Below are 20473 nucleotides of genomic sequence, written 5' to 3' on the forward strand. Positions count from 1 at the left end.
TCCGTTATAACAGACATCGAATCATTCTAAAAACTTACTTTACTTTTTCTTCTTCGTAGTCCCCATTGCTACATACGACTTGCTTCCCACCACCACGAACTTTTTTCTCAACTAAGTAGTGACCACATTTTGGACAGTCACGGCCGATTGGCTTGTCCCAAGAAGTGAATTCACAGTCTGGGTAGCGATTACAGCCATAGAAAATACGGTTCCGTTTTGTTTTACGCTCGATGATCTGTCCCTGGTGACAGTCTGGACATTCCACCCCAATTTCTTTGACAATCGCTTGGGTATGACGACAATCTGGGAAGTTGCTACAAGCATAGAACTTACCAAAACGTCCTAATTTAATGACCATTGGACTTCCACAAACCTCACAGTCAAAACCAGCTGGTTCGTCTTTGATTTGGATTTTTTCCATCTCTTCTTCAGCCTTGGCTACTTCTTTTTTAAATGGTTGGTAGAAGGAATCGATGACCTTTTGCCACTGCTCTTTCCCAACTTCGACATCATCCAGTTTCCCTTCCATCTCCGCTGTGAAGGTCACATTGACAATATCTGGGAAAAATTCAACAATCAGTTTATTAACGATCTCCCCTAATTCCGTTGGTTCAAAGCGTTTGGCTACCAGCTTCACATAATAGCGTTTTTGAATGGTCTCAATGGTCGGTGCATAGGTTGAAGGACGACCTACTCCATTTTCCTCCAGCGTCTTAATCAAGGTCGCTTCAGAATAACGAGCCGGTGGTTGGGTAAAGTGTTGCTCAGGCTTGCTATTGACCTGCTTGACCATATCACCTTCTACCATATCCGGCAGCATCTTGTTTTTGTCTGAATCATTATAAATCGCCAAATAACCGTCAAACTTTACCTGACTCCCATTCGCTGTATATTGGACCCCATTTTGACCTAACCGAACATTCATGGTATCAAAGACAGCTGCAGTCATCTGGCTGGCGACAAAACGGTTCCAGATCAAGGTATAGAGCTTGAGCTGATCCTTGTCCAGGTACTTGGCAATTTTCTCAGGCGTATTGTGGACGCTAGAAGGACGAATAGCTTCGTGGGCATCTTGGGCACCGGAAGCATTCTTGACCCGACTACCATGCTTGGAATACTTTTCTCCAAAGCGATCTACGATAAAGCCGGCTGCTTCATTTTGTGCAACGGGGCTAATCCGTGTGGAGTCTGTACGCATGTATGTAATCAAACCTTGAACACCAGAACCAATATTAATTCCTTCATACAACTGCTGCGCTACCATCATGGTCTTCCTCGTACGGAAGTTGATCTTATTGGCAGCATCCATCTGCATGGAAGAAGTTGTATATGGAAGTGGCGCATTTCGACGACGCTCTTTCTTTTCCACCTTTTCAACGGTAAAATCTTTGCCATCTAAGCGTTCAAGAACAGCTTTCACCTCTTCATTGGTGTTGAGCTTCATCTTCTTGCCATCAATCCCATAGAAACTAGCCTGGAATTGCTTGGTTCCTTTTTTGAAGACGCCATCGATGGTCCAGTATTCTTCCGGCTTGAAATCATTAATTTCATTTTCACGATCAATGATTAATTTGAGGGCAACAGATTGCACGCGCCCCGCAGAAAGACCTTTTTTAACCTTTTTCCAAAGAATAGGAGAGATCGAGTACCCTACAATCCGGTCCAAAACCCGACGTGCTTGCTGGGCATCAACCAGGTCCGTATCGATTTGGCGCGGTTCTTTGAAAGCATTTTTGACCGCATCCTTAGTGATTTCATTAAAAACTACTCGGTTCTTTTCTTTGGCATCTAAGTTCAAAATATGCGCTAAATGCCAAGAAATAGCTTCTCCTTCTCGGTCCGGGTCACTTGCGAGAAAGACTTGTTTGGCTTTTTTAGCTTCTTTTTTCAAATCATTGATCAAGGGGCCTTTACCGCGAATATTGATGTATTCCGGTTCATAGTTATTGTCGAAGTCAATCGACATGGTTGATTTTTTCAGGTCCCGAATATGACCAACACTGGCCATGACTTTATAGTTACGACCAAGGTATTTCTCGATTGTTTTCGCCTTGGCAGGAGACTCCACAATCACCAAATTTTTCTTGGTTGTACTGCTTTTCTTTTTTGTTACCACGTTTTATCCCTCTGTATTGTATAAATCTCATTGAGTTTAATACATTTTAAGAAAGATGTCAACTAGGAACTTCTCCTATAGGAAAATCACAATTCGCATTTCAATTCATCCAGGATGTCCTGGCCTGATGTGACAAGCTTTGCACCTTCTTGAATCAAGTGATGGCAACCTGCAGATTTTCCATCTAAAATATTTCCTGGAATAGCAAAAACATCTCGTCCTTCCTCCATGGCCCGCTCACAGGTAATTAAACTTCCTGAACGGAGTCTTGCTTCTACCACAATCACGGCTTGACAGAGTCCCGCAATGATGCGATTTCTCTCAGGAAAATGAAACTTCAAAGGAGCCTGTCCTGGTCCATACTCGCTCAAGACAAGATGGTGTTCTCCCATGTAGGTCTGTAATTTCTGATTGCTTTTCGGATAAAAAACATCCAGTCCTGTTCCTATGACTCCGATGGTCTTTCCACCATTGCGAATGCTGGCATAATGCGCTGTCGCATCAATCCCTTTTGCTAGTCCACTGACGATGACCAGTTCATTCCTAAGTTCCTTAATAATTTTCTCTACAGATCGCACCCCTTCTCGCGTGGTCTCCCGAGCTCCAACGACTGCAATCTTCGGTTTGGTTAATAGCTCCAAATCCCCTTGGTAAAAAAGGAGTACAGGAGGATTGTAGATCTGTAGTAATTCCTCAGGGTATTCAGGATCAAAAATGGATAAAGATGGGAATCGTTCAAAGTCTTTGTGTAATCGATCGTCATCTAGTTGCCGGTATTTGTCTACAAAATGAATGATACTGCGAGAGCCAGCTATCCTTGCTATCTCTTCTAAGCCTGGTAAGGGTTCATCATTTCTACAGTAATGCAAGACTCTCAAGACTTGCTCATTTGATAAGCCAGCTACTTTTAATTTAAAAATTTCAAATTTCTCCATGGTCACCTTCCACTTCCTCTTAATTATCTATTCGAAAAAGAAAAGAAAAAAAGTTCTATTTCTAGAACTTTTTTTGATGTGTAGAAGAATAAAAGTAAGATGCGGCACCAATCAAGTTGCTTTCATTATGGAAGCGAGCTGCTTGAATGGGCAAAGCCTCAAATTGTTTATGGCCTTTTTGAGAGAGCAGGTCATGGTATTGGTGATTGATTTCATCGATCAGTAGCGGTTGGCTACTAATGCCACCTCCAATGGTCACCTTCTCAAGTCGCAACAAAGATTGAAGATTAAAAATCAGAATAGCAATATCATAGCAATAGGCCTGAAACAAGGTTTTCAGCTCCTCTTTGCCTCCTTGATCAAGAGCCTTGAAAACAGCTATACCGTCTGCCTCTTCTAGGTTCAATAGTTGACTAGCTTTCTCAACAAATTGAACAGCTGAACCAGTGTTTTCCAAAAGATTAGAAATGCCTTGCAAGAAGAGTTCTCGATGAAAACGACGATTTTCTAGTGTTCTTTCTGTCTTATCAATAGACCGAATGTATTCTGTCAGTTGCCATCCTCTCAATAAATCACCATTAGAAAGAAGAGCAAGTCCAACTCCTGTCCCTAAGACCAAGATTGCACCGCACGGACAATCTTTTAGATTGCCAAGCCTTGCTTCTGCTAGACCTGCCGCATCACCATCATTTATCACTGTGACTGGTAAATCAAAGGTTTGCTTCAGCTTACTAGCCAAAGGAATGTTGCGCAAATAAGGGATGAGTCCACCTCGAAAGACAAAGCCAAGTGTCTTTTGGATTTCACCAGGACATGAAATGGCGATCCCGTCGATTTGTTCCCGAACAAGATCAACAATTCCTTCTAATCCTTGCCAAAACTCCTCAATTGTAGGTGGCGTCGGGATCTTGTCTGTATGAACCAAGTGATAGTCCACGTCCATTAGACCATACTTTATAAAGGTCCCTCCGATATCGATGGTAAATAGCATAGCCTAGTCCTCACACATCGATTTAACCGGTTCAAAAGAACGCCGATGGATAGGCGTCACTCCCAGCTTGTGCAGACCAGCAAGGTGGTTAGCTGTCCCATAGCCAGCGTTCTGTGCAAAATCATAGCCTGGATATAACTGATCCAAGTCCTCCATCATCTGATCCCGAGTCACCTTAGCTACGATAGAAGCAGCAGCAATGGATAAGGAATTAGCATCTCCTTTGATGATACTAGTTTGAGGAATAGAAAGATCCAACTTCATGGCATCAATCAAAAGATGCTGGGGTTGAGGATCTAGCTGACCAATAGCCTCCATCATGGCTAGTTTCGTAGCTTCATAGATATTGACCTGGTCAATCACCTGATTGTCCTTGACGCCGATGCCGATCGCAATAGCTTCTTGGAGCACAGCCTCATAGATTTCCTTGTGTTTGGATTTCGGAATCTTTTTACTATCGTTGAGTCCTGGAATCTTAGAGCCTTTGGGTAAAATCACAGCAGCTGCAACAACTGGTCCCGCTAATGGGCCACGTCCCACTTCATCCACTCCTGCAATAAGCTCAATTCCACGTGCATAGCATTCTTTTTCATAGGCCAGCATTCCTTCCAAGCGCTCTTCTTCATCTAAACGTTTTTGGATTTCTCTTTTTCGCTTTGCGACCGCTTGGACAACACCAGATCGGCTATCCTGTTCCAATTCAGCCAATAAAGGGTCATCTAACTGCTGGATGTTTGTTAATTGTTCTTTAATTTCCTTAATGGTTGCCATCAATTTCCCCTACACGATCCAGCGTATACCGGCCCAATTTCCCATCGCGGACATCTTTGACAAAGAGTTGGTAAAAACGGTCGTAATCCTCGCGAAATCCCATTTTCTGAGTCATCTCCATAATAATTTCAGGAGCTTCTTGCTCCAGGTCCATTTGTTTAAAACGCTCTTGTAAAACTGCTGGATAGTGCTCTTTAAAATAGTTAAGGCCAAAGATGGTCACTTCATCCATTGGAAGCAACTGATCCTTGATAGCGCCTGTTAAGGCGAGCTTTAAGGCCACTTCTTCATCTTCAAATTTGGGCCAGAGAATCCCAGGAGTATCCAAGATTTCAAGGTCTTTATTGGTTTTCAACCATTGTTGTCCCTTGGTCACCCCTGGTTTATTACCAACGACTGCAATCTTTTTCCCTGCTAAGCGGTTCATAAGAGTGGACTTCCCAGCATTTGGAATCCCAATAATCATGGTCCGAAGGGTTTCAATCTGAATCCCACGTTCCTTTTGACGAGCAATTTTATCGGCCATCAAGCTCTTAGCAGCATCTGTGACCTTCTTAACCGTCGACTGCTCTTTGGAGTTGATCGCCAAGGTTTTGATGCCTTGCGATTCAAAATAGTCCTGCCATTCTTTTGTTGCCACAGGATCTGCCAGGTCTACCTTGTTCAAAATCATTAATTTAGGTTTGTCACCAACAATTTTTGTTAACATGGGATTTTGGCTTGATAGGGGCAATCGAGCATCTACCAGAACCGTCACAAAATCCACGAATTTTAAATTTTCTTGTACTTGTCTTCTAGCTTTGGACATGTGTCCAGGAAACCATTGAATAGTTGCCATAATCTCCATTCCTTTCCAGTTCAATCTTCTCTATTATACCATGTTTTCTTGAATTCTCAGCCTTAAACGAGAATACAAAAAATGAAGCTATCTAGGTAACTTCATTTTTATATTCTAGCGAATTTGCTCAAAATGCAAATGCACGGCAATATGGTCACCATAGCCACTTCGTTCCAAATCTCGTTGCAAGCGATAAGAAATGTAGTGTTCTGCAATGGTAATATAACCTGCTCCCAGCAAACGTTGTTCCACTAATGATTGGATCATACTGATGGTTGCGCGTTCTACTTGGGCTTCATCCAAATCCATAGCAACTTTCTTAGTCACTTGTGCTAAGTTTTGTCGCAAATCATCTGTCAAAACATAGACAACTTGCGCAGCTTTCAAAATAGCTTGGTAAATCTTATCTGGGTTGAATTCAACCACTTCTCCACTACGTTTAATGACTTCCATAAGAGTCTCCTTTATCCATTCGTTTTTCATGAATGCTCCATTTCTTGTATCAAAGAAATGGAGTCCTACTACTTTATTATATAACTTTTTTGCTAAGAATCAAAGCTCTTTTAAGAAATCCTTATCCTCTGACGATATCAGATTTTTAACGATCACTCTTCTCCATGACCACATCTTCTTTTTTATAGCTGTAGCTCAATCTCCAAGTATGTTCGGCAACATGATCCAAACGGAAGGTCTTCAAAATCTTCTTCAGAGATAACTTCTCCATCTCTACTTTTCTAAGGAGTTCCACTAGTAGTTCACCACCAGCATTGACAGCAATCAGCTGATCTTCTTTACTATCATATTGCAAGAGGACTATTTTAGAGGGTTTATAGAGAACATTGTAGAGATTGTAGGCGCTATCGATTTCAAAAAGTTTATTCTTATCGGCTTCTCGTGAGTAGCGGTGAACCGTAAGAAGACCGATTTGAAAAGCTCCTGCTAAACTAAAAACGAATCCTAAAGCAGCGATCGATTCCCAGAGTAAATTGAGTAACTTGGAATCAAAGTCAAACACTAAATGAGCTAGGAACAGTATGATCCCTGTTCCAAATCCCAGTAAAAGTAAGAGTGCACCAATACAGCCGGCTTTTTCACCTGTTTTTATCGTCGGTTTATCATAGATCATCACACCGTCTAACTTTTCAAGGCTATGACCTTCTTTAAATTTTTCTAGTTCTGATTTTTCTGAATCCGTTTTTTCTAGCTCTGTTTTCTCTAACTCTGACATACATTCCTCACGACATTTTTTTAATAATCCGGACGAAGAACTCCCGTAATGATCTCTTTGCTGGCATGGTAATCCCCATCCACTACTACTTTGATAATGCGCTTAGCTTCCTCAGCGGGTGCTGGCACCAATGGCAGACGGGTCGGACCTGCTTCAAAGCCCATATAGTTCAAGACTGCTTTAACAGGAGCTGGGCTTGGATAAGAGAAGAGAGCATTGACTTTAGGGATAAATTGGCGCTGGATAGCCGCTGCCTTTTTAATATCATTATTCTCAATGGCTTGGAACATTTCGTGCATTTCATCCCCATTAGTATGAGATGCTACTGAAATCACACCGTCTGCTCCAAGGTTCATAGCGTGGAAAGCATCCCCGTCTTCCCCTGTATAGATGAGAAACTCATCTGGCTTGTGCTCGATTAAATAAGCCATATTGGCAAGAGTCGTACATTCTTTGACCCCGATGATGTTTGGATGTTCGGCCAAGCGGAGCATGGTTTCTGGTGTCATTTCGACCACCACGCGCCCTGGAATGTTATAGATAATAATTGGCAAGTTAGAAGCGTCCGCAATAGCCTTAAAATGCTGGTACATACCTTCTTGAGAAGGTTTGTTGTAGTATGGAACAATGGCCAAACCAGCAGCAAAGCCACCAAACTGATCTACTTCCTTTACAAACTCAATGGAATCTCGGGTCTCATTGGTCCCAACACCAGCAATCAAAGGCACCCGTCCATTGACTACCTTTTGCACCGCAGCAAAAAGTTCTAATTCTTCATCGTGAGTTAGAGTAGGGCTTTCTGCTGTGGTACCAGCTAAAAGAATCCCATCTGTGTGATGAGCCAAAAGATGTTCGATGAGTGGAGGAATGGCCTCGAAGTTTATCGAACCATCTTCATGAAAGGGGGTGATAAAGGCGGTAATCATTTTACAATCTTTTAAATCTTGATAAGACATTGATGCTCCTTCTCGAATCAATCATAGGGAAGAGGGACAGCATCAAAAGTTGATAGCTGTCCCCATTACATATTATTCAGTTATAGAATTATTTCAACTCAAACTTCAACTCAGCTGTTGGGCGCACGAGTCCACGTTCATGAAGGGTTTCTGCAATTTGAACTGAGTTCCAAGCAGCTCCTTTAAGAAGGTTATCAGAAACCACCCACATATGGATCCCTTTTTCAGCATCCAAGTCTTTACGGATACGACCAACAAAGGTATCGCGAGAACCGACAGCGTTAATCGCTTGTGGGTATACTTGATGAGCAACATCATCTTCCAAGACAGCACCAGGAAAGGCAGCAATGGCCGCTTTCACTTCTTCGATTGGAGCTACTTCCTTGGTCTCGATGTAGACAGACTCTGAGTGAGCTGACAAGACGGGGATACGCACACAAGTTGCAGAAACGGCGATGCTATCATCTTCCATGATTTTCTTGGTTTCATTGGTCATCTTCATTTCTTCGTAAGTGTAGTCATTGTCAGTGAAGACGTCGATTTGTGGAAGAGCGTTAAAAGCAATTGGATAGTGTTTCTTATCGCCACCTGATGGCAAGATCTCTGCCTTGACATCACGAGGATCTACACCATCATCCAACACTTCTTTCAACTCGCGTTTGGTTTCAAGAATAGCTCCCATCCCTGCACCTGAAACAGCTTGGTAAGTGGATACAATAATCCGGTCCAAGCCCCATTTTTGACGAACTGGCTCTAAAGCTACCATCATTTGAATCGTTGAACAGTTAGGGCAGGCGATAATCCCGTTGTGAGCATCAAGAGCATGAGCATTTACCTCAGGCACAACCAAAGGAACATCCGGATTTTGGCGGAAGAAAGATGTGTTATCAACTACTACTGCGCCTGCTTTAACAGCATAGGGTGCATACTTAGCTGAAGTAGATCCACCCGCTGAGAAGAGAGCAATATCAACTCCTTCAAAAGCATCTTCTGTCGTTTCTTCAATCGTTACTTCTTGACCTTTGAATGACAAAACTTTCCCTGCAGAACGTGCAGACGCAAGGTAGCGAATCTTATCGATTGGAAGAGACGATTCTTCCAACATTTTGATCATTTGAGCACCAACGGCACCTGTAGCACCGACAACAGCAACTGTGTATCCCATAGTAAATCCTCTTTCAAAATTTTCTAAAAATTTATGAATTTCAACTATTATACTATTTTTCCCAGTAAATGAAAAGACTTATTTGTATTTGAAGAGACAAAAAAACCGATCTTAAATCGGTTTTTTTCTGAACAAAATCAATGATTTATCCAAGCTTAATGGATTTCATAATCCAAATCACTCAAGTCCTTCTTTCCTTGTGTATCCTCCATTAAAAATGGCACCTGTTGCATTCCTTTGATTCCAGCAACGACTGAAGTTGGGAAAGTTACGATAGATTGGTTGATTTGGCTAATATTGCTATTGACAATCCTTTTAGAGGCTGCCAGATCTTCATTTTCGTCAGCAATTTCTTTTTGCAAGGCCAAGAATTGGTTTGAAGACAAGAGCTCAGGATAATTCTCACCTACCGCTCGGATTTGTGCCAAAACATCGTTTTGATTGGCAATGACTTGGTTGGATTCTTGGATGGACGCACCTTGACGAAGGGCTACCAATTCCGTGAAGACCTTTTCCTCATGTTTGGCGTAGGCCTTAGCCGCCTTCAACATTTCAGAAATGGTATCGTAGCGTTTGACAAGAGTGATATCCACCGTTCTCTTTGCTTCTTCAATCATGACCTGATAACGGTTCAAGCGATTGCTTTCTCCGATAAACCACATAACAACTACAAGAGCAAAAACGACAATGGCAATTATTAAAGCTGACATAGTTATTCTCCTTTAAATATATTGGTTAATTCATCGACGAGGTCGATTTCCTTACAAAGTTTTTGATACTCTTCAGCAATCGAAAGACGTTCGATTGCTTCTTTGTTTCCTGGCGTTGGGAAAAGATAGCGACTCGTATATAAGGATATATAGAGTGTATCTTGAACGAAATACACACACATGGCATTTTTTGATATTTGCTGATCAAACCATTCTAGGATCTTGGGTTTTAGAAATTTTCGAGCAGCCAGTTCATCTGTACAATAGATATTGTAGTTTTCATTGTTTTGGATATCTTCTGTTTCAATCTGAACTTCATTAGGTCCAGCACCCGGATAGGCACCTTTGACTTCTCTTTTTAAAAAGAAAGATTTCTTAGTCGGTATAACTCTCAAGTGTCCTGGAAATGAAATTGGAGATTTTAAAGAGAAGATCTGACCAGCGAAATCCTCCACTTCTTTTTCGACAGTTTCGATATGCCCATTAGAATCTCTCTCAATCCTGGTCTCTATATGATAGGCATACAGGTTGGTCACCGTTAGATTTTTTTCATCATGAAAAAGCAGCTGATTAAAGAGTTGAAATTTCGAAGAACGTGGACTAAAAACTTTTAAGGCATCCATCGAGTAGGTCGCTGTTCGTGTTAAGTCCGCTTCTGGAAAGACTTCCTTCAAAATTGGACAAAGAAATTCATTGATATAAATCTCATCATTCGTGCGAATTCTATCCCCAAAGAGGGTCTTCCTTTTCATATATTGGGGCCAATAATAGAAAACAATCCCTAACAAGATCGGAATGATAGCCTTTAACTTGAATAGGGCGAAGGAGAACATCGCTAGAAGCATCCCTACCATCGTAGCCGTCTTCCACTGAAGATTACTGGTCATCTGCTCCTTCATTAATAGGAGTTTATCCTGAAATTGTTTTGAACCTTCCAACTCATTGATTCGTTGGAATCTTTCCTGGGACCACTTGCTAGTTGGATTCTTTTGTTCAACCATCCGAATCATCTCCTTTCAAGCACCAATGAACTTTCTAACTGCCTCACATATACCTCATTATATCATTGAAAAATCCAGGAAGCAACTATATTTCTGTGGGGGAAAAATAAGCTTAGAAAAACAAAAAATCCCCAACCAAATGGTTAGGGATTCGAGGCATCTTTCGATGAGAACAGCCGGTTCACACAACTGTTCAAGGTCCGCTCCTGCGTTACAATTGAATGTAGACCTCCTCAGCGCAAAAGGCTCCTAAGAGCCAATCGACTCATCGCATAAACTTAGTTTACCATGAACGTCCACAAGCTGTCAAGAAGCTAGCACCTTGCATCTATAAAGAGTATCTAACACCTATCTTTTCTCTTCTACTTCTTTCAGGGTATTTACAGGCCCATCGATGGTTTTTTGCATCCAGACAATATCATGCCATTGATCAAATTTATAGCCAATTCTTGGGAAATGCGCCACTTGAATATAGCCCCGCTTTTCATGCATAGCAATGCTGGCCTCGTTCGGGACTGCAATACAAGCCAAAAAGCGTAAATAGCCTCGTGCCTGTAACTCCTCTTCTAGGGCATCATAAAGGGCCGATCCAAGCCCTTGTCCTCGCGCTTCTTTAGCTACATAAATAGATAATTCAGTGGTCCAATCGTAGGCAGCGCGTGCATAATAGCTAGAGGCATAGGCATAACCTAGAACTTTTCCACCGACTTCTGCAGCTAAATAAGGGTATTGAGCTAGCGTTTTCGTGATTCGTCTTTCAAATTCTGGGACAGTTGGCACATCGACCTCAAAGGTGATAGCAGTCTCTGTCACATAAGGTTGGTAAATAGCTCGAATGGCCGCTGCATCAGCTAGCTGAACGGGACGAATGATCATGAGGCTCTCCTTTTTAGAATACCCTTAGTATACAGATTAGCGTCCTCACTGTCAATGGCGGACCATACAAAATGAAATCATACTATTTCATAATGTAGAAAAGAGAGAGTGGGACAGAAATCGGTAATTTGTTAGAATTCGATTTCGTCGTCCCACCTCCGCACAGTTGAGTAGGGCTGTATAAGTTGATGAAATCAGCGTAGTAGAGCCCACTCAACCACTGCGTCTTGCACGACAATCCAACATCAAAAAGAGGCTAGGACTTTTGTCCCAGAACCTCTTCAACAAACAGTCATTCCTAGCTTTCATTGTTGGAAAACTGACTGTTATACAATTCGTAATAGAACCCTTTGTCTGCCAACAAGGATTGGTGATTCCCTTGCTCAATGATTTGGCCATCTTTGAGGACAAGGATTTTATCCGCTTCTTGAATGGTCGACAAGCGATGGGCGATGACAAAACTGGTCCGTCCCTTCATTAAGTTCTTCATGGCTTTTTGAATCAAGAGCTCTAAACGCGTATCAACGGAAGACGTTGCTTCATCCAAAATCAAGATCTTTGGATCAGCAAGAAGCGCACGCGCAATGGTTAAGAGTTGCTTTTGTCCTAGAGAAATATTACTAGACTCCTGGTTCATTTCCATGTTGTAACCACCAGGCAGGGTCCGGATAAAGTGATCAACATTGGCTGCCTTGGCAGCTTCTACAATTTCTTCATCCGTGGCCTCCAGATTCCCAAAACGAAGGTTTTCCTTGATGGTCCCTTCATACAACCAAGCATCTTGAAGTACCATCCCGAATTGTTTGCGGTAATCCTGACGGGATATATGCCGAATGTCATGACCGTCCACTGTGATGGAGCCCGCTGTCACATCGTAAAAGCGCATCAGCAAATTAATGAGGGTTGTTTTTCCAGCACCGGTTGGTCCAACAATGGCCACCATTTCACCCGGTTTGACCTCTAAATTGAAATCACGAATCAAAGGTTTGTCTGCTACATATTGGAAATCCACATTTTTAAAGCTCACTTGACCGGTCAAATCTTCACTAAGAGCCTCTGTGACCTCTTCTTCATCCGGTTCATCCATGACTTGGAAAATCCGATCCAGCGAAGATTTGGCACTTTGTAACTGACCAGCTAACTGGGTTAAATTTTGGATGGGTTGATTGATCTGCCAGACATATTGAACGAAAGCCTGCATATTTCCGACCGTCAAGCGGCCAGCCAATACTTGCACACCTCCCATCAAAGCGACCACCAAGTAGGTCAAATCGGATATTCCATTCAAGACCGGCATCATCAAACCTGAAATGAAATTAGCCTTGAATCCAACCTTTTGCAAATGCTGGGTAATCGCATGAAATTCTTCTTGTGAAGATTCTTCTCGTACATAGAGCTTAAGGACGTTAAAGCCTGTCAAATTCTCTTGGACAAAACCGTTCATAGCTCCTAGAACATCTGCTTGCTGCTTGAAGTAAGGCTGTGATTTCTTCATAATATAACGGGCACTCAAGTAGGTAATTGGAATTGATAGAATCACCACCAAGCCCAGTTGAAGGTTCAAATAGAGCACCATACCAATGACAAAGAGCAGGGTAAAGACGGCATTAACAATCTGCAAAAAGGATTGCTGCAGGGCATTGGAGACTGTTTCGACGTCGCTAGTAAAACGCCCCAGGAGGTCCCCGAACTGATGACGGTCAAAATACGACACAGGAATCCGATTGATTTTATGAGATAAGTCATTTCGCATATCCTGAATTGTTTTTTGAACAGCATTGGTCATGAAATAGTTGGAATAATAAGAACCTAATTCGTAAAAGACTCCACGAATCAAATACAGCGTCATAATGATCGCAATATAAGTAGCATTCAGACTAGCTCCAGGTACTCCATTAGCCATTTCCAAGAGATTTTGAGTCAATTCTGTAATGGCAAGCCCTAAAACAAAAGGTTCTACGACACTCATGATAACACTAATGATTTTTAGAAAAATGGACAAGCAAACTTCAAATCGATAAGCTTTCAAATAGGTCCATAGTCGACTGAAACTATTTTGTTCTTGTTTCATTTGCTTCTCCTTTCTATTCTTCCGTGAGGGATGGGCTACTATTTAGCTGGGAATTAGCAATTTCGCGATAGATTTCATTGCTTTCCATCAACTCTTCGTGTCTTCCTCGGCCCACGATTTCACCTTGATCCAAAACAATAATTTGATCTGCATCCATGATGGTGCCCACGCGTTGGGCAACGATCAAGACTGTTGCATCTCCTGTCACTTCTTTCAAACGCTTGCGCAAGGTGGCATCCGTCTTGTAGTCCAAAGCAGAGAAGGAATCATCAAAGATAAAGACATCCGGATGTTTAACGACAGCACGGGCAATGGACAAGCGTTGTTTTTGCCCTCCTGATAGGTTACTTCCGCCTTCTGCTAAATGCGTGTCGAAACGATCCTCCCGACTATCTATAAATTCTTTAGCTTGAGAGATATCAGCTGCTTTTTCCAACTCTTGCACAGATGCATCTTCTTTTCCGTAGCGAAGATTTTCTGCGATGGTCCCTGTAAAGAGCAGAGCCTTTTGTGGAATAAAGCCAATCTTTTGACGAAGGGCCTTGAGATTGTAATCACGTACATCCACACCGTCAACCAAAATCTTACCAAGAGTGACATCGTAGAATCGCGGAATCAATTGCACAAGTGAAGACTTCCCTGAACCGGTCGAACCGATAAAGGCAATAGTTTCACCTGGTTTCGCTTTAAAGGAAATATTGTGCAGAACCGGACTCTCTGTCTCACCTGGATAGGCAAAGGTCACATTGTCGAATTCCAAATAGCCATGTGTTGCTGTTTCTGTCACACCATTTTCATTGGGATCAATCGAAATGGGCATATCCATGACTTCCTTGAGACGACGGCTAGAAACCGCTGTACGAGGATACATGGTAAAGAGATTGGCTAGGAAAAGGAAGGACAGAAGCGCGTGGAAACTATACTCGATAAAAGCAACCAGATCCCCAATTTTCAAACTGCCATCATGAAGAGGATCCAAAGCAAACCATACAATCGCCACAATCATAGCAATAATGATCTGTACAAATAGAGGTTCTGTTAAACCGGTTAATTTAAAGAGCTTATTTGAGTTTTCTGCGTAGACGTCATTTTCAGCCGCAAATTTATCTTCCTGGAAATCCTCCCGAGCAAAGGCACGAATCACTCGAAGTCCAGTTAAATTCTCCCGAGCAAACTGATTCAGCCGGTCCAAGGTCTTTTGTTGCTTCTCAGAAAGGGGACGTGTATTCACCGCCACATACCATACAACGACCGCAAGGAAGGGAACCGATACGGCTACAATCCACGCTAGAGAAGGGCTGGTTGTCAGAATCAAGAGGATACTTGAAGCCATCATCAAGGGTGTAATAACCCCCATCTTCAACATAGAATCGGTAAATTGCATCAAGACAAATGCATCCGAGGTGATCCGAGTGACTAAGGATGAGACCCCGATCTGTTCATACTCGCGATGGGAATACTCCTGTAGTTTTGCATAGAGATCATTGCGCATGTCCCGTACCATGGTAGTAGTCAGCTTTCCTACTGCATATGACAAGACAATCCGTCCCAAGATCCCTAGCAAGATGATCACAAACATGATCCAACCCCAGAAATACAGCCGATCTACATCACGCGGATTAATTCCTTCGTCAATCATCCGAGCTAGGATCGTTGGCAATCCCAAATTGACAACGACAAAAAGAACCGCTGAAAATAAATTCAGGGCTAGCCACTTGGGATACTTTTTCAAGTAAGACCAAATATAAAGCATAGGCAACTCTCCTTTTTCATAAATTATATCCCTAAGCACACAGAAAAGAGGGAGCGAGGCCGAATAAATTTTAAGCAAAATTTAATCCTGCCCCAATCCCATCTGTAGTCACATTCATTATACCAAACCCTACCCAAAAGTAAAGGAAAAGAACAGGTTCTCCCTGCTCTTTACTTGCTTTATTTAGTGCGTTTAAATTTAGCGTTTTTGAACATTTCTAAAGTAGCTGCACTATCTGAGCTATCTTGATCAGATAAATCAAAGGTAAATACGTCGCCTGAAACCTTATATTTAATCTTTTCACCTTCACCTGTTTTAGCTTGGAATGTTTTAGCTTTTTGGTCTACTTTTACTTCATAAGATTGGTCCATCTTATTCCCCAAAGCTTCACCTTTGATGCTAATGCTACCTTTTTTATCTTTGATAGTAACAGAAACTTCTAATTTAACTTGATCAAGCAAGGCTTCTACAGATGAGTCTGTTACCCCTTGTTCTCCAAGAATTTCCTTCACTTCAGATTTTGCAGGTTTATAGACATAAGTCCCATTATCACTCTTGCTACTACAAGCGACTAAAAGAACTGCTGCAAAAACGGCAACAAAAGCTAAAAGAATGCGTTTAAAGTTTTTCATAACTTCTCCTTTCTAGTTAGAATATCCCTATTATAGCAACATTTCCAATCCACCGCAATGAAAGTTTATAAATGTCATATTCTTGTAATATTTCTTGTATCAACAAAGAAATAGAATAAGGCGGAATTTAAATCCCGCCCTGATTGCTTATTTAACTTTTTTGAACTTAGCAATTTTCATGTAGTTATTAAACATGTCTGTGTCACCCATCAAAGAATTCTTCACATCCTTAATCGTTAACACATTTCCTGAAACTTGATAAGTAATTTCCGCTTTTCCATACTCATTTTCTGAGACAAGTGTTTTAGCTTTTTGGTCTACTTCCAACTCAATCACTTGATTAACATTTTGACCACCTGCATTCGTGTCTACTTTCATCTCACCTTTCTTATCATTGATTGTAATCGAAATAGTGAATGAGTAATTATCACCTATCAAAGATTGAAATTCACTTGGCATAATATCTTTGATTTCATCCTTAGTAGGCTCAAACACATATGTCCCATTATCGCTTTTAGCGCCACAAGCTACCAAAAGGACGGCTGCAAAGACAGCTACAACAGCTAACAAAAGACGTTTAAAATTTTTCATCATCTTCTCCTTCATGATATGATTTATAGCCATTATAGCAACAAATCAGAAACATCTCAAGGGAATAAAGTAAATGTAAAATGATTGTAACATCATTAAAACTGCACTATTTAGTAGGGTTGAGAGAAAATAAAGAGAGCTACACATGTTAGCTTTATAAAAGCAATCTATTCACATTCTATCATCATTATTTTCAACGACAAAAAAATCGAGGCCTAAACCTCGGTTTTCATTTTGATTGGAAACTCGATTATTTAAGAGTAACTGAAGCGTCGTTGCTTTAGTTGTTCTCACACAGCTATTTTTTACTTGGTTTCTTTACTTGGCGGGATTGTGGCGGGATTTGCAGTTAATCCCAGCTCTCCTAAAACCTCTGTTATCTCAGCACCACCAGAGACAACTTGTCTATCATAGAAATGAGAATAGGTGTTTAGAGTTGTAGCTTTGTCCGTTCTTCCTGAACGAGCCGAGACATACAAAACATCTTTTTTTAGAACGTTTATCATAAATGAATCATGACTATGACGTAGACCTTTCCCAGTAATAACCGGAACCTTAGCCGCTAGTGCATGCCTTTTTAACATTCGATTTAAGGTAGATTTGTTCATGGGAGAGTTAAACCGTGCTAATACAAAATTATCTTCTCTATTATACACTTGTACAGTTCTCCAATTTTGCAACACTTTAACAGTTTCGTCATCTATTTCTAAGAAACGCATGCCTGCCCTAGTTTTTGTCTGCTCTTTTCGAACGTATTTCCCATTCCCTTGATATTCAAGGGTAGACTGAATATGAATAACCTTATTTTTAAGATCTATGTCTGACCACTTTAAACTAAGACCCTCAGAGACTCGCATCCCCGTCATAAAATAAAGCCAGATAGCCGTATAAAACTGCCTCTCTTCATAAACTGTCTGATCAAAAGTTTTTAATACCTTATCAAGTTCCTCCACAGTCCAAAATTCAGTTTTCGATTTTTCTCCTTTAGGATTGTCTAACTTTCGACAAGGATTATTCTCGATGTATTCCAAGCGTTCTGCATAATTTAAACACTTCTTCAGTTTACACCAAAGTCCTTTTGCGTAGTTTGGAGAGTAGTCTTCCATTAAAGATAATCTAAAATCTTCACATTCCCGAACATTGATTTCAGACAATTTCTTGTCAGCAAAAACTTCAATAAAAGTCTTATACTGAGGATAAGCAGTTTGATAGGTTACGGGCTGAACAGTTTTCTTATAATAAGGCAAATAGACATCTTCCATAAATTTTGAAAATGGAATATCTAATTGTGGTCTTTTTGTACTAGCACTAGCTATTTTAGCATTGTATTCAGTTCTTATCCTACAGACTTCGTCAAAGGCTTGCTTTTCTGTTTTAAAATCAATCCCGAATTGATCTTTATAAGATTTAACCCTAAACCTCTTTCGGTCACCCGTAGATGGATCTACACTGAATTCAACCTCATAGTAAATTTTTCCTTTCTTATTTCGACTTACGCATTTATATTTTTTACTCATTTTGTTCCTTTCTTTCAGAAAGCAACTTAAAACCGAGTAATTCTTCTACAATATAAGTAGGAGCTAAATTAAGACGAGAATTGTCAAAAGGTGATTTACTTAATTCTACCATATTATTTGATAAAGCTCTAGATTCTTCAAATTGTCGGACAGCAATTAACTTGGCTTGTCTTATAATATCCCGTGCCGTATGTTCAGGAAAACCTAATTTCATTAATTCTGTATGATTTATTGTTTGCATTATCTCTTCCTTCTAATTCTTAATTACAGAGATTTCCATCTTTTGATAAGGCTTAGAGTAATTCAACAAATTAGATCATTAACCAAAAGCCTTATACTACTTTTCTTTAAAATAATTGTACATCGCATAATAGTCAAATTCCATCTTAATGCCAGTTCTTCCATTACGATTTTTTAAAACCACTAGCTCAATTTCTCTAGGATTTCTCGACTTAGCTTCATTAACATCAAAATTTGCTGGTCCAGTCCCCTTAAGTTGTAGTCCAATCAAAACATCGCTAGAATACTCGATTGCTCCGCTCTCCTTGAAAGACTGCATACTTACAACAGATTTGTAGTTTTCTCTATTAAAAGAAGAAATAGCAATTACTGGTGTTTTAAAGTCTCGGCTAATCCTTTTCAATTCTATTACCGATCTATCTGTGTTTTGTTTTTCAGTTAATCGTTCATTCACCGGGTATAGAATCTGTAAGTAATCAATAATAACGACAGGTACTTTTCCAGTATATTTGAGATGATTTTCAACAGTTTTCCGAATTAGCTCCACACCAATAGGTCCAGTACCTTCGACAATGTAAATATTTTTGCAGTATTGAGAGTAATTTTCTCCAGCTTTTTTAATCAAATCAATCTCTGGGGTGCTGTAACCTGCATATCTACTTCCCTCAGTAATTCCTCGTGCTGTTTTTGCATTTCTGATATCACTATTAGAGGCAATAGATTCGATAACAGTGTGACGACTAAGACTTTTACTAATTATTTCCCATCTCGACATTTCAATACTAAAAATCAAAACATCTGTTCCCTGTGCTGCAATTTGATCAGCAATCTGAGTTACAAATGTTGTCTTTCCAAGGGAGGAAATTGCACCAACACAATACAAGCCTTCGTAAAGACCACCTTCCAATAGATCATCTAAACCTTCAAAATTTGTTTTAACACATGAAGTATTTGAACCATTCGTAATATCATTAAAAAACTTCGGAAGATGATTAGCTGTTGAATATTCAAGATACCGCTCTTTTTCACTTTTTGTTTGATTGATTGCATATTCTACCATTTTGTTAAATACTCCTTTATTTTTCACTAACATATCGTTAGGATCTTTTACATCATCAATAGTTAATTTGAAAGAAATAAATTTAATTTTCTTATTTCTAAATTGCTCTGCTAATTTTAGTTCAGCCTCTCTCCCCTTTTCGTCTTGGTCCAATGAGAGAATGAATGTACGATCAATTTTAAGATCAGAAACAAGATTAATTAATTTATTTATATTTCCAATACTGCCAAGTGCTACTGCCTTTCCACCAACTTCAATTATGCTCATGGCATCTATTTCGCCTTCTACAATAAAAATGGGATCCGTAGATTTTTTGAAGAGTTCGCTTTTATTAAAAATATCGCTCCCTCCCACCTTCTGCTTAATATAGTTCAATTGAGGTTCGGGTACAATATCTCTTGTATCACGAGCAAAATAACAACTACCGCTTAAAGGGATAATTAATCTTGGTGTTTCAGGGACATTTGGATTAGTCACCTTGGGATGCTTCCATTTTTTTACGTAGCCAACTTTAAACCGTTGGACTGTTGAAAAACTCAACCCTCGTTTAAGAAAATAGTCAGTTTCACAAAGATGCTTTGTTGCCTCATTATAAAAGCTTGAATAATTATCTTTTTTCTCTTCTTCCTTTAAAGGAAAAACAGCATTGGAATTCAAATATTCACTCTTCTGGTAATTGAATCCATCACATTCAGTTGATAGATTAAACAACTCTCTGACACGCTTCAATTGATCCTTAAATTTAACAAGTCCTTCTACATAGCCGATAAGATCAAAGATATCTCCACCTCTATCGCAAGAGAAACATTTCCACTGGATTTCATCGTAAATGTGAAAAGCACCAGTTCTGTTTCTTCCTTCACCACTGTGGCAAAGAGGGCAAATATATGCTCCCTTACCACCTTTACGACTTTGTTCAGAGATTTGTTCAATGAATGCTTTCAAATAAGATTTTTCTTCTTCAAACATATTTGTACTCCTTTTTTCATTTCCTGTAAAAAAATAAAATCCGGATTTTTTTC

General features: G+C 40.3%; 19 protein-coding genes. All 19 read right to left on the minus strand.

Annotated features, from left to right (window positions below; genetic code table 11):
- Positions 1–34 precede the first annotated feature (34 nt).
- The 19 genes from topA to QM830_RS03430 all read right to left on the minus strand — a co-directional run bounded on the left by topA (position 35) and on the right by QM830_RS03430 (position 20420).
- Complete coding sequence (gene topA, locus QM830_RS03340) at positions 35–2116, minus strand: type I DNA topoisomerase (RefSeq protein ID WP_414325632.1); 2082 nt, start codon at positions 2114–2116, stop codon at positions 35–37.
- 86 nt (positions 2117–2202) lie between these two features.
- The gene (gene dprA, locus QM830_RS03345) at positions 2203–3051 is read right to left on the minus strand and encodes a DNA-processing protein DprA (protein ID WP_414325633.1); all 849 of its coding nucleotides are present in this window, start codon (positions 3049–3051) and stop codon (positions 2203–2205) included.
- Positions 3052–3112: 61 nt separating this feature from the next.
- Positions 3113–4042, minus strand: coding sequence for an ROK family protein (locus QM830_RS03350; RefSeq protein WP_414325634.1), 930 nt, complete (start codon positions 4040–4042; stop codon positions 3113–3115).
- Between the two features lie 3 nt (positions 4043–4045).
- Entirely contained in the window at positions 4046–4813 is a 768-nt protein-coding gene (locus QM830_RS03355) for a ribonuclease HII (RefSeq protein WP_414325635.1), read from the minus strand.
- A complete protein-coding gene (ylqF, locus tag QM830_RS03360; RefSeq protein ID WP_414325636.1) occupies positions 4800–5651 on the minus strand; it encodes a ribosome biogenesis GTPase YlqF in 852 nt (283 codons plus the stop codon). The genes QM830_RS03355 and ylqF overlap by 14 nt, the downstream gene beginning before the upstream one ends.
- A gap of 114 nt (positions 5652–5765) precedes the next feature.
- Entirely contained in the window at positions 5766–6104 is a 339-nt protein-coding gene (locus QM830_RS03365; protein ID WP_003001449.1) for an ATP cone domain-containing protein, read from the minus strand.
- Between the two features lie 145 nt (positions 6105–6249).
- Positions 6250–6879, minus strand: coding sequence for a hypothetical protein (locus tag QM830_RS03370; RefSeq protein ID WP_414325637.1), 630 nt, complete (start codon positions 6877–6879; stop codon positions 6250–6252).
- Between the two features lie 20 nt (positions 6880–6899).
- Complete coding sequence (gene dapA, locus QM830_RS03375) at positions 6900–7835, minus strand: 4-hydroxy-tetrahydrodipicolinate synthase (protein ID WP_414325638.1); 936 nt, start codon at positions 7833–7835, stop codon at positions 6900–6902.
- 88 nt (positions 7836–7923) lie between these two features.
- Positions 7924–9000: an aspartate-semialdehyde dehydrogenase gene (locus tag QM830_RS03380; protein WP_414325639.1), complete on the minus strand. Its 1077-nt coding sequence runs from the start codon at positions 8998–9000 to the stop codon at positions 7924–7926.
- 155 nt (positions 9001–9155) lie between these two features.
- Entirely contained in the window at positions 9156–9710 is a 555-nt protein-coding gene (locus QM830_RS03385; RefSeq protein ID WP_414325640.1) for a LemA family protein, read from the minus strand.
- Between the two features lie 2 nt (positions 9711–9712).
- Complete coding sequence (locus tag QM830_RS03390; protein WP_414325641.1) at positions 9713–10711, minus strand: DUF3137 domain-containing protein; 999 nt, start codon at positions 10709–10711, stop codon at positions 9713–9715.
- A 348-nt stretch (positions 10712–11059) separates the two neighbouring features.
- The gene (locus QM830_RS03395; protein WP_414325642.1) at positions 11060–11587 is read right to left on the minus strand and encodes an N-acetyltransferase family protein; all 528 of its coding nucleotides are present in this window, start codon (positions 11585–11587) and stop codon (positions 11060–11062) included.
- 298 nt (positions 11588–11885) lie between these two features.
- Positions 11886–13658, minus strand: a complete 1773-nt coding sequence (locus QM830_RS03400) for an ABC transporter ATP-binding protein (protein ID WP_414325643.1) — start codon at positions 13656–13658, stop codon at positions 11886–11888.
- 13 nt (positions 13659–13671) lie between these two features.
- The gene (locus QM830_RS03405) at positions 13672–15411 is read right to left on the minus strand and encodes an ABC transporter ATP-binding protein (protein ID WP_414325644.1); all 1740 of its coding nucleotides are present in this window, start codon (positions 15409–15411) and stop codon (positions 13672–13674) included.
- A 179-nt stretch (positions 15412–15590) separates the two neighbouring features.
- Positions 15591–16043: a hypothetical protein gene (locus QM830_RS03410; RefSeq protein ID WP_009731082.1), complete on the minus strand. Its 453-nt coding sequence runs from the start codon at positions 16041–16043 to the stop codon at positions 15591–15593.
- A 147-nt stretch (positions 16044–16190) separates the two neighbouring features.
- The gene (locus QM830_RS03415; RefSeq protein ID WP_009731083.1) at positions 16191–16634 is read right to left on the minus strand and encodes a hypothetical protein; all 444 of its coding nucleotides are present in this window, start codon (positions 16632–16634) and stop codon (positions 16191–16193) included.
- 305 nt (positions 16635–16939) lie between these two features.
- Complete coding sequence (locus QM830_RS03420) at positions 16940–18151, minus strand: tyrosine-type recombinase/integrase (protein WP_070665728.1); 1212 nt, start codon at positions 18149–18151, stop codon at positions 16940–16942.
- Positions 18144–18392, minus strand: a complete 249-nt coding sequence (locus tag QM830_RS03425; protein WP_049492926.1) for a DUF3173 family protein — start codon at positions 18390–18392, stop codon at positions 18144–18146. Before QM830_RS03425 ends, QM830_RS03420 begins: the two co-directional genes overlap by 8 nt.
- 96 nt (positions 18393–18488) lie before the next feature.
- The gene (locus QM830_RS03430) at positions 18489–20420 is read right to left on the minus strand and encodes a DnaB-like helicase C-terminal domain-containing protein (RefSeq protein ID WP_414325645.1); all 1932 of its coding nucleotides are present in this window, start codon (positions 20418–20420) and stop codon (positions 18489–18491) included.
- Positions 20421–20473: the final 53 nt, after the last annotated feature.

This window comes from Streptococcus sp. OMI750 (assembly GCF_047463895.1).
In the GTDB taxonomy this organism is placed as follows: domain Bacteria; phylum Bacillota; class Bacilli; order Lactobacillales; family Streptococcaceae; genus Streptococcus.